The sequence below is a fragment of the Paenibacillus massiliensis subsp. panacisoli DSM 21345 genome (assembly GCF_000426545.1).
Lineage (GTDB): Bacteria > Bacillota > Bacilli > Paenibacillales > Paenibacillaceae > Paenibacillus > Paenibacillus panacisoli.
This window is the reverse complement of record NZ_AUFO01000017.1, coordinates 69,708-81,828: the sequence shown is the minus strand read 5'-3', so window position 1 is coordinate 81,828 and position 12,121 is coordinate 69,708. Positions and strand designations below refer to the sequence as shown.

Genomic DNA, 12,121 nt, shown 5'->3' with positions numbered 1-12,121 from the left:
CTGTTTTTTATTTCGGCATTTTAGGCTATTCTAGTGGTTATTCATTAGTAGAGATGTAAGTTATTTATTTTATATAGGTTGTTGAATTACAAGATAAGGAGCGCAACTATGACCTTCATGAATCCCGTTATTCCAGGCTTTTATCCTGATCCCAGTATTTGCAGAGTAGGAGAAGATTACTATCTGGTGAATAGTTCATTTCATTACTTCCCGGGGGTTCCCATTTTCCACAGTCGAGATCTGGTCAACTGGCGACAGGTCGGGCATTGCCTGACACGCTCTACTCAAGTCCAGCTATCCGGGCTACATAGCTCGATGGGGATTTTTGCACCCACCCTCCGCTATCATGCTGGTTCTTTTTATATGATTACGACGCTGGTGAGTGGTATCGCTAACGGTGGAACGCATAATTTTTACGTACGTGCGAGTGATCCATCGGGTCCGTGGTCTGAGCCTGTCGCGCTGGATTGGCCAGGGATTGATCCTTCGTTGTTTTTTGACGAGGATGGACGAGTGTATATCACGGGTACCAATGATTTTTCAGGTGAAGAATCGGGCATCTATCAGGCAGAGCTGGATCTGGAATCCGGCAAGCTATTATCTCCCCGACAATTGATCTGGAGCGGGACAGGTGGCAAATCTCCGGAAGGCCCGCATATGTATCGGGTCAACGGCCTCTATTATCTGATGATCGCGGAAGGCGGTACCGAATATGGGCATATGGTGACGATTGCACGTAGTGATCATCCTTTTGGACCCTTCGAGGGGGCTCCTAATAACCCTATTATGAGTAATCGCAGTACCGGACAGCCTATTCAGGCCACAGGACATGCAGATTTGGTGCAGGCTCATGACGGAAGCTGGTGGGCGGTAATGCTCGGGATTCGTCCGGTATCCCGGAAGCATCATTTGGGGAGAGAGGCCTGCCTGGCTCCTGTGACGTGGTCAGAGGAGGGCTGGCCTGTGATCGGGGCAAATGCTCAGCTCTTAGCTGAGATGAAAGGCCCTGATTTTTATCAGCATCAACTGCCGAAGCAAGATCATTTGTCCCATCAGGATCAGTTGTCGAAGCAAGCTCACTTGTCAGATCTAGTTCAGTTGGCAGATCAAGAACACCTGTTGGAGCAGGATCTGCTAGATCATTTTACTGCGTCGCAGCTAAAAGATTACTGGAATTTCCTGCGTAACCCTAATCCTTCGGATTGGTCGCTGGATTCACGCCCGGGATGGCTTACCTTGAACGGGTCTGCTGTTACGTTAAATGATGTAGACTCTCCTGCCTTCGTCGCTCGCCGCCAGCAGCATTTTAATTGTAATATCTCGACCTTGCTAGAATTTGAGCCGGGGTTGAATGAAGAGGCAGGCCTTACGGTCTTTATGAATGAACGCCACCATTACGAGCTTGCACTCACTACTATTCGCGGAAGGCGTTCTGTCATATTACGCAAAAGAGTCGGCTCCATCTGGATGGTAGCAGCCGAGCAGGAATATGCTGGCACAGCTATTATGCTGGAGATTCACGCCGACCAGAAGAGTTACAGCTTTGGATATCGAGTATCGCAAGAAGAGCCATTGGTGGTACTTGGAGATGCGGAATGCAGCTTGCTGGCTACCGAAGTAGCTGGCGGGTTCACAGGTGTCTATTTCGGACTCTATGCCACAGGCAATGGACAAGCCTCCCAGCATCCTGCCTACTTTGATTGGTTCAAGTATCAGGTTGTCGATTGAGGGCTGCATGGCGATACTGAACAGGTGTCATGTATCCCAGTGTTCCGTGAATTGGTAAACGATAGTAAATTTAGATTCTAATATAAAGTACAAAAGACTCCCACCGACATCATAGTTGGTTTGGAGTCCTTTTACATTGAATCTTCTAATCAAGCAAGCATTTGTGAGGTAATCACATACCTCCATGCTGTCCATTCGGCTGATAAATCGGATCACCGTTTTGATGTGGTAGAGGTGGAAGTACAATTGTTATTAGCACCAAACATGCAATACAAGTGAGAAGAGTAAATTTACCTTTCATTTTCGTTCACCCCATTAATCAATTTTCTGTAAGCTATTTTCGTATCAGGTGATGCATATTCCTGATAAGACTCATACAGCTTCACACATTTGATTATATACGAATTATTGTTGATTAATGAGGATTTCTCCAAACAACCGAGTAAGAATGTAAATCCATTTAAGATATCACTTTTGTTAAAATAGTAAACTGCCAGTTCTCCAGTGAAATGAATGTATTTCTCCAAGAATATTTGTTGATTAAACGCACCTGCATATTCAGGATCATCCAGCATTGTTGTTATATCCATCTTAAATTGTTCTAGAACCTGATCAATATCTAATTGATGTCGATTAGCAGCTTCAATGACATTATCCAATCCAGCAAGTATTTCAGATTTATTTGAAGAGAAGAATCTTACGTAATCCTCTAACACTTCAACCTCACCTGCATGTAGCCTATTTACATAGGAGTTCGCTTCAGCCCATTCCTGATATCTCCTTTTCCAATCCAGAGTGCTCTCATCATCTCCTTGAACCCAAGTTAGGTCGGAGTACGCATATGTATGTTGAAGTGCCTTATCATAATCTTTACGTGCTTCGTAGACCTCAGCTCTTAATAGATGAGAGAACGCCCAGTAAGCAAAAGGTGGGGAAACTACTCTCTTTGAATTATCATAGTTCATGCTCTGATTCTGAATCAACTTGTGTTGGATCTCTGCCTTAATTTCAAGCGTATCTGCATATCGTTTGACTTTATCCCATTTTCGTAATGATCGGTATGCATTTAATAGATCTTTCAACGCTTCCAATTGCTCTAATTCATCCAGACGCTCAATAAAGGGTTCGAATTGAACCGCTGTATCATAATTCTTATGTTGATCGTCGCCTATCCGGATTTTGAACAGCCTGTACTGACAGATTGCCAATCGTTCAGAATGCTGGTGCTTCTCACTAATGGCAAGATTCTCATATAGCAATTCCGCTGCTTCCAAACGCTCTTGCTCAAAAAAGTCCTCTGCCAATTCAAATGCCAATGGAGCATAGTATGTAACGTTGTCCATCAATACGGATATAACTTGAGCTATACAATCGAGTCTCCCCAGTTCAGCACACCGTTGTAAAAATGATTTCACTCTTCTCCAATCCATTGATGCCTCTAGCATATACTCCTGCACATATCGGCTATAGAAATAATCCTCTGGCTTCTCCATAGCTTTGGTAACACAGTCTAGTTGATGCACAGAAATAGCACGATTACTCATTACTATGCCGCTAACAGTCCCTGCATTAAGACCAGCCTTTGTTGCAAATTGACTCATGTTTAATTTATGTTGTTCCAAATAGTTCTGTATCTCTGACTGTATCGTAAGTGTGATTTGCATTGGTAAACCACCCTTCCAGTGATAACTATATTTCAAAATAGAGTGAACTATGAGAATGATAAATTGTAGTATGATAATATATTTACCGTCAGTATTATACCAACTTTTGGAACAAATGAATATAATATCATTGGAATTTTCTTCAACATTTAACCGAACCAATATTACGTATCAAAAGTGCCCTACTTAACAACTCTAGAGTAAAGGGCCGGGACTCACACCAGCTCCTCCTCATCAAACCGTAAGTGAGGTTTTCCCTCATACCGCTGTCCTCAGATTGTCATCTGTTGTGATAAATTTTGATACGTGATAGCATAAATATATCAAATATTACCAAGGTGCATATTTGTATAATACACACAAAATGGGGGATTGGTTTGTGAAGAGATTTACTAGTATGCTAATGGCAATGTATATGGGCAACTTGACGATTGGATTCTGAACTAGCCTATGAAAAAGAAGAATTTGTTTATCATAATCGGAGTCCTTATAGCTATTGTTATAATCCTTTACTTTTTAAACTTATTAACGATTAATAGTCTTCAAGTCCCTTCTCAATAAGGATTTGAATAAATCCGCAATGGAGGCTGAGAGATGAAGAAATTAGTATTCATCCTATCAGGTGCTATTGTCATCTTATTTATAATAACGGTTATATTTTATTTTGGCACAACCTCTAACTAACGATTTCAAGCTCCTCAATACTTTGAGGGGCTTGATTGCTTTCTGTTTAAAGTTCTGCTTTCTCTTAGCTAACTCTCTAAGGATATCCATATTTATTTCAGTCCCTACCATTGAACAAAGGGCAAGGTGGGCGTAAATCATATCTAGATACATGTACAGATTAGATATAGCTGATGCCGTTATGCTCATTCGAGTGGTGTCAGCTTTTTCCACATGGTGAGGACACTAATAAGCTTCTTATAACATACCTAAGCAAGCCTCATCATAAGACACCTGAAGAAGCTTCTCATAAGATAGCTGAACAAGCTATCATCGTTGCTGCTACTCCTTGGTAACCATGTACCATCAACGGATCGGGATTCATGTTATACTTTAGAAACATTAACTACCATGAAGGAAGGGATTCGGTATGACTCCCGAGCATTTGGATCAATCACTGCGTACGCTGACAGAGAACGAACTATTATATCGGCAGGGCATCGCCGCTCCTCGTCCGCTTGAATTTCTGTATACATTTATAGGGAGTAAACGAGTGGCCAAGCTGCATATGGAGCATCATTCAAGTATCTTTGAGGGCTCACCCAATATGGTTGTGAAAAAGCATTCTCGCTTCCGCTCCTATCCTTTACACATCCACGACTGGATCGAGATTAACTATATGTACGATGGCTCTTGCACGCAAATTATCAATCAGAACACGTACTCGCTGGAGAAAGGGCAGATTCTGCTTGTCGATTCGGATACCGTGCATACGATTGAACCCTTGGGAGAGTCAGATATTCTGATTAATATTGTGATTAGGAAAGAGTATTTCAACAGCAATTTCTTCAACCGACTGGCATCCGACAGTCCACTATCCAGCTTCTTCATTAATTCCATCACTGAGGGCAATGCCCATGACAGCTTCATTCTCTTTCGATCCGAGAACAGCCGAAGGCTGCCGATCTTCATGAATGAATTTTTTTGTGAATGGTTCGAGCCTTCCACACGCTCTGCTGAAATGCTGGACTCGCTCTTCTCCTTAATCATGATGGAGCTAATTGATATCTACGAGAACGATTCTACCGAAGAGGGCAACCGACTCAAAAAAAATCCCATCGTCCCAATTCTAAAGTATATAGAAGAGCACTATCGAACCTGTACATTGAATTCCACCGCAGCCCATTTCAATATTAATGCCAATTACCTGTCCTCCCAGCTAAAAAAATATACAGGCATGTCCTTCATCACCCTGCTCCATCAGCAAAAGATCCATTTCGCCAAAACGCTGCTGATCAACAGTACGATGAGTGTCACGGAGATTGCGAATTACGTGGGCTATGAGAACGTGAGCTTCTTTTATAAAAAGTTCAATTCGATCTGCGGGTGCTCGCCGAAGGAGTACAGGAGTGTGTGAGAGTGTAAGTGTGTAGGGGAGCTCAGTTCATCTGAGATAGTGTTTGGGGACCTAAATGATGTAGATTAAACTCTGAGATGTTGTTCGAGGAACTAATTGATGTAGATTGAACTGAGGAGGCTAAGAGTTCGGGTCCGTGCAACTGCGGGTGAACGTTTGAACCTCTGACCGCTGTGGTCTCTAGATATCTTTCACGTAAACGGTTTATAGCGAGAAATCCAGAGACAAGGGCAGTCGCTGTCACTCCTTCAGTTCTAAACCTCCCACCACCCCTTCGTTGCTTACTCCCTTTGCTCAATTTTACTGGTTCAAATCTATGTGGATTAGAGCGGCCTATGGAAGAGCGGACTATAGAAGAATTGAAAAAACTCAAAAAAGAACGCGATCCGCTTGCGTTCTTTTTGTGCTTCATGATGGGAATCTAGGAATAGTACACTTTAACAATGACGCTTCATCAATAATATCTAGAGGATCTTTTGTGAAGAGCAGCATCCTTTATAAAGAATCCTTTCTAAAGAGCATCTCGATCGTGAATGTAGAAATGTATCGGCCCACTTCATAAGGAGTTGAAGGTGGATATCTAGATATTACGAAAAGCGAATTTCCTACTTGCACTCACGGAGCATAGACCTCAGGATTATCGTTTCTCCAGGCGCCTATGCAGCCAATCAGACAGGCCGTGTAGCTTCTCAGCCCTCGATCCCCTTCATCATCCTCATAATCCATGACAATATTTGTGCTCGGCTGGCGCCATGCCAAGATCCGGCCAGTATATCCAGGCCTCCAGCATTCCTCATCCAATGCAGGTGGACCATACGCCTGTATGGCCTCATCCGGTGTTGAGCTCATCGTTATTCCTTCCGGTAGCTTGCCAGCAAACGGAGCTTTAATTCGGTCATCTGCCCCCGGCGCAAGGAAATGCAAAGAACCAATGATCCAACCATCTTCCGCTGTATATTGGAGACCAGTCAGATCATTAATTTTGGGTGCGCGATACAGATCGATACGTAGCGAAGCTTTCACAGACCAGATAATATCGTCGTTGAAATAGCTGTTAGGTGACGGCATCCGCTTGACCCCGAAGGATTGCAGCAAAGCTTGTACTTGCTTCGGATGGTAAGGCTGGCCGAGTAATTCAATGAGCTGTTCAGATGCTTCTTGCATGCCTCTATCCTTCCTTTCTCTTCGCTAAATGCGCACAGCGTGATGAGATCGTTTTACGCGGAGCAGACTTATCCTATAATAACCATACATCATATAGATGGATTCTAAAAATGACTCTATTAAATAATAGAACAAAATCGAAGGGTCAATAGGAGGGTTTTGGAAGCAATTCCCGAATAGTACTATATACCTATACATTTGCTCAGGAGGGAGTCAAAAGAAGTGCAACGTAATACGAGACCATCTGCAAATCAGCCTCGCAGGACATCATCCACTAATGCTAACACTGCAGTTAGCGGCCAGCCGAAGGCAAATAGCCCCCAAATAAACAGGGCAGCGGCCAGCCCGGCAAAAGGATCTGGAAGCCACACGAGCACCACAACTAAAGTCGTTATCTGCCGCAAATGCAAGTCACAGCAAGTCGTGGCGAACAAAAGAGGCTACAGCTTCGGCAACCTGTTCAAAACGCTGGGAATTATGATCCTGGTAGGAATACTTTGTGTTGTGGCCAGTGGTACCATGCTCCTGTACAGTAATACGAATGGGGCAGCTGCGTTTCTACAAATGTTAAGCGTATTAGCGGTGCTGTCATTTTCCCTCTGCCTACCCGTAAGTATCTTAATGGGATTCGTCGGAAGGGGGAATCTTGTAAACGGGTGTATGAATTGTGGGTTCAAGTGGATTCCTGCTAAGAGAAAATAACAACGGGTGGATAGGTTCATTTTTAGAGATCACCATCCCATGTGTTACGATAACAACGGCAATAAAACATGTCCGATGCACGCATCAAAGAGGTTTTTGGCGTGTGCATCGGACAAATAGTGACAAGTAGAAGTTGGAAGAATTGCTTGTAATGTAGAGTCTTGAGGCTTTAGTTGATTATCTACCTACGAAATCTACCCAAGAATAACACCTATTAACACCGCATTACGAAAAATCCGTAAAACGTTAGAAGATATCCATAGTTATAACGTTAAGAGATATCCTTAGTTATAACGTTCTGCGCCGCAACTCATAGAAATACTGCACAATCGGATGCCTCAGCTTTATCTTTTCGCTCATGTTCAGTATCCGCTTTTTCCCGACTCGTCTGTCTATGAGAGCTAGAATGTTCAATAAGATATCCTTACTCTCAAGGCTGTCCTCGATAGAGGTAGTTAAGAACTTATTAGCTACAACTGTAAAATTAGACTTGCTTAATGCAGCTTGAGCTGCCAATAGCTCCTTCGCAAGCTCTGATATTTTCCGTCCCCTTGCAATGACCTCCAGACGATCCTCCGGAATATTTCCTTTTGAATCCTTTCTGATCACTTCAATCTCTTCATCGCTGATAGGGATTTGGATATTTGGATCATTCTTGATTTCCATCTCTGTCTGATACCATTTGATTGGGCTAATTGTATCACTGATGTTGAGTATGTTCTTCTTATCTACCGTGATATAACAAGTTCCAGATTTATCAGGTACATAACGGTAGCTGGTCGCTCCGTATTCCACCCTTCCATCTAACCCGGGACTGAGGAAGCTCTCCAGTTGTTGCTTTAATTTACTCCAGGACATATATCCTCCTATGTTTTCAAAGCTTACTACTCGTATTTGTAGTTACCAGACTTTCTTTATGCATGATAAAACCGTTTATTGACTTGCTTATTCTCCCCACCATTCTATCACTTTCATAATACTGGATTTCGGGAGTTTATACAGGTTATTTTACAAACTCAACAAACTCGGCGCCCCTCCCCGGTTGAATTCCGGGAAAAAGCCGCCGTTTAATTACATTATTTTATTGCTCAACTACCCCAAAATCATCCACATACACATATCCTGTACCAGGATTCTTGTAAGCATACACTGTTGCCCTAGTAGCGCCTGCTCCGGTTGTAAAAGGAATGTTCACCATTGTCCAGGATGTACTGTCAGATGTCGCAACTGCATCCGTTCCGTCGAAGCCATTAACGCCAATCTGAATCTGCTCTCCTAGGTCTGCCTTAACCCAGGCGGTACATATATAGCTGGTATTAGGACTTAGCCCCGTAAGTACCTGCTCGATACCATCTTCTCCGGTTCCCAGTCGTACACTCTTAGAGCCGCTTCTCGGCTCCGATACACTTGTAGCATCTTCTGAATAGGTTGCTTCCCATGGTGAGACTATTCCTTTCTCGAAATCAGATTGCCTTACGTTATTAACATAAGATAAGCTGACACTCTCAAAAACCGGGTCCGGAGGTGATGAAAAGTTATGTCCGGCAGTCCAGTCCGTTCCACCGAACTCATATGCTCCAATATCTGGTGCCGCACCAACATAATCATCTGTGATTCCAGATATTACAGCCCCTGCATCAATAGCCGGAGAAGCGGATTTCAACCTGAAATCATATGCTGTAGGATTCACAAATAGCGGATTGGTCTCTGAGGTAATATTATTCCCCTCGGTATGCGTATCAGGCAGTGTGAAGGCTGTAGTAAAGATATTGTTGAAAATTCTGTCGCCGTACATATCTGACTGAAAATTACTTCCCCAATATCCTACATTTCCGTTACTGTAGGTGGTATTGTTATAGATCAGGTTAAAATTACTGGGTGTATTCAATCTGATCGCTGTATAGTTTCCCCATACAACATTATGATGCACAATATAGCCCTTACTACCGTTATCCAGATAGATACCCGTACCAGAATAATTCTTTGCGAGATTATCATGGATGTAATTATGATGAATTTCCGTCCCTTGCCCATCCCAGGCAAAATCATAGAGTATTCCCAAGTCCCTTGTCAGCTTACCTGCATTGTACAGATCATTATATTGGATCCGGCTATTTTGAGTAGGCATAAATATCAGATGACGCCCAGCGTTATATACCGTATTATGACTGATTAGATGGTTGGCCCCGAGTAGATAGATTGCCGGAATATCCGCTGCTGAATAATTGGCTTCATGAATAAGATTATTAATGACCTTATTTCCTGTTCCCTGTATACTCACCAGATTACCGGAGCTGTAGGTCAAAGTACTGTCTCTAAGCTCATTATTGGTACCGGACATAAATATCCCTGTACTGTATTGGCTGGTCACATCTGAATCATGACTGACATATTCCGCAATCATATTAGACACTTTACAGTAATTAGAATTAGACATTTTAATGCTAGAGGCAAAGATATTAATTCCGGTAATATTTATGTAAGAGCGAGCACTTAAATCAAATGCATAAGTCCGCTTCTTGGCTTCTACTGTCAAAGTATTCGGATCAACTCCACCAGGTGCCCACAAATAAAGCCTGCTAGTAATGCTGTCATAATACCATTCTCCCGCACTGTCCAGATCTTCAAGATTCCCAGTAATATAATAGCTGTTACCGCCTGTCGCTGCAGCAGCCATGTTATCAAAGGTAATGGAGCCGTTACTTGAGCTGGTAATGGTACTTCTATAAGATTTGTAGCCTGTACCCGGAACACTCCATACCGTTTTGCCAACCCAGTACCCTGGCGCCTGAGTCAAGTCCCCATCCTTGATGGTTGTATCAGAACCCGAATCAACTGTTGCAAATGTTGAATTTAAGGGATCAAGTGTTGGTGAATTGGGCCATCTGGCTTCAAATTGCATTTGCTTATTCACAAATATCTGATCTTTGGTTCCAAGGGAACCCGTCATTTCCGCGTAATAAATGGCTCCAGAGTAATGTTCCCAGCCAGTAACCGGATCGGCACCGGATACGGTTACGTTCTCTCCTGGATAAGCCTTAAAGCTTATGGGACTTACAGAAGTTCCGGAGGTACGAAGTGTTACGGTTTCCTGGTAAGTCCCCCCTCGTATGATGCAGGTATCTCCGGCTGTCATGGTATCTGCTGCCTTTTGTATGGTCTTCCATGGATTGGATAGTGTCCCGGTTCCAGTGATGTCGTTCCCCGTTGTAGAGACATAATATACGGAATTGGCCTGTACTGTCCCCCCACCCAGATTAAAAGCAAATACATACACCATCATCATTACAACTAAACACCTAATGCCTAATCTCTTCCTCATAGCTTACCTCCTGTAATGAATTTTATATTTAAATCTGACCCCTACGCTCGGGCTTAAATTAATAGTTAGGTATATTCTTATTTAGAATTTTATGTATGCATAAGCCCTAATAATTTCATCGACTTATACCAGCTTAAAGTTTATGCTTCTTTTAACAAAGCTCCTCAAACACTGAACCAATCCAGCAATTTCATTGACCACCAGCCTATTTGCGTACTACTTAACATTGCAAAAAATTACATTAAGAAGCGTTTCTATTGGCACGCTCCTTTGTTGGATTCGATGTTCCTCAGTACTAGAAAAGGACTTTAAAAAGCAAAAAACGCCTCCCTGGTTGAACCAGAAAGGCGAAAAACAATTATTGTTTAGTTTGGATACAGGGCGGTCGTTGATACGCGACAAGAGGGTCAATTGGGGTGGAATTAGTGGGGAATGTGTACAAGGTATTATGGGCCGAACCAACAGGCACCCTTACGTGGGCAAGACAGATGATATTCGTGTGGGTAAGCTGCAAGTATAGTCAAGTTATCGATGAATTGAACTAACAAGCCTGAGCCTGTATTCCATAGCGTAAGACAAATTAAAATACCAAGATGGTCATACCCCAGTCTACTTGACAGGGGTATGACCATCTTGATAGGTGCCCAGTATCTTTTTTAATGTTTTCTATAACTATCTGATCTCTATTGGCTATTCTTCTTTCTCTTTTTCCTCATGAAGCATCATCTCTAATACAACATATACAAGCTGCGCTCCGTCCTTCATGCCCTGCCAGTACAAAGCTTCATTCTCCAATGCTATCTTGTAATGATGCTTATCTTCCCACTCCGAAAACTCAGGACGATTAACGATGTCCATATCAGAAAATAGCTTCTGAAATGCTGAATCCTCTTCCTTACGTATTTTACTAATCTCAGGATAGCGTATGATACGGGCTGAAACATCATCGAGCCTATGTTGAATCACACTTTTAAACCATGTCGGGGGGCTCAAATTGGTTCCTCCTCTTACATAATGTCATTCTGTTTATTCGAGTTTTGCATGATGCAGCTGCATCATCAACTGATCAACCTTCTGACTTAATTCCAGAAGCTCTTTATGCTCAGACAGAGCGATAGAACGTTCCATCAAAATTTGGCCGAGCTCATTCATCCGTCTTCTTTCTTGCTCCATCTCTTCGTAAACAAATCATTATTTCGCCTCCTGCTCCCTTCTTTGAGCGACATATAGCATTCGCACATTATATTAGCTCGTTAAATTTAATGCGAAGATCAATCGGATATGGCCAAGACAATTACGCAAGAGCCAATAATGTTTTGGCCCCCAGTTCAGTTGGTTTACTCTGATGCTTCATAAATATGTGCGTCTCATCTTACTCATATTGTACGGGATGGTATTGTTCTTTTAGTGCGAATATCGAAGTAAAAGGAAATAAATATACCCGACAATTCACCATCAAAA

The 12,121-nt window shown here is 42.6% G+C and carries 8 protein-coding genes; 2 read left to right on the top strand and 6 right to left on the bottom strand.

The features are described 5' to 3' along the window. The first annotated feature begins 108 nt into the window (after window positions 1-108). Complete coding sequence (locus K331_RS0114625; RefSeq protein WP_028590884.1) at window positions 109-1,728, top strand: glycoside hydrolase family 43 protein; 1,620 nt, start codon at window positions 109-111, stop codon at window positions 1,726-1,728. Window positions 1,729-2,018: 290 nt separating this feature from the next. On the opposite strand, the gene K331_RS0114620 is transcribed toward K331_RS0114625, so the two are convergent. Further along, complete coding sequence (locus K331_RS0114620) at window positions 2,019-3,392, bottom strand: tetratricopeptide repeat protein (protein WP_028590883.1); 1,374 nt, start codon at window positions 3,390-3,392, stop codon at window positions 2,019-2,021. 1,093 nt (window positions 3,393-4,485) lie between these two features. On the opposite strand from K331_RS0114620, the gene K331_RS0114615 reads away from it, so the two are divergent. After that, the gene (locus tag K331_RS0114615) at window positions 4,486-5,472 is read left to right on the top strand and encodes an AraC family transcriptional regulator (protein ID WP_028590882.1); all 987 of its coding nucleotides are present in this window, start codon (window positions 4,486-4,488) and stop codon (window positions 5,470-5,472) included. Between the two features lie 615 nt (window positions 5,473-6,087). On the opposite strand, the gene K331_RS0114610 is transcribed toward K331_RS0114615, so the two are convergent. The 5 genes from K331_RS0114610 to K331_RS32960 form a co-directional block, all read right to left on the bottom strand. Beyond that, window positions 6,088-6,636 (bottom strand): hypothetical protein, encoded by a 549-nt coding sequence (locus K331_RS0114610; protein ID WP_028590881.1) that lies wholly within the window; start codon window positions 6,634-6,636, stop codon window positions 6,088-6,090. A 990-nt stretch (window positions 6,637-7,626) separates the two neighbouring features. Next, a complete protein-coding gene (locus K331_RS0114600) occupies window positions 7,627-8,196 on the bottom strand; it encodes an SF0329 family protein (protein WP_028590879.1) in 570 nt (189 codons plus the stop codon). Window positions 8,197-8,419: 223 nt separating this feature from the next. After that, window positions 8,420-10,660 (bottom strand): carbohydrate binding domain-containing protein, encoded by a 2,241-nt coding sequence (locus tag K331_RS0114595; protein ID WP_028590878.1) that lies wholly within the window; start codon window positions 10,658-10,660, stop codon window positions 8,420-8,422. A 690-nt stretch (window positions 10,661-11,350) separates the two neighbouring features. Further along, window positions 11,351-11,653 carry a hypothetical protein gene (locus tag K331_RS29625; protein WP_036634966.1) on the bottom strand — a complete coding sequence of 101 codons (303 nt, stop codon included), beginning with the start codon at window positions 11,651-11,653 and terminating at the stop codon, window positions 11,351-11,353. Between the two features lie 33 nt (window positions 11,654-11,686). After that, a complete protein-coding gene (locus tag K331_RS32960) occupies window positions 11,687-11,812 on the bottom strand; it encodes a hypothetical protein (RefSeq protein ID WP_264177754.1) in 126 nt (41 codons plus the stop codon). Between the last annotated feature and the right edge of the window lie 309 nt (window positions 11,813-12,121).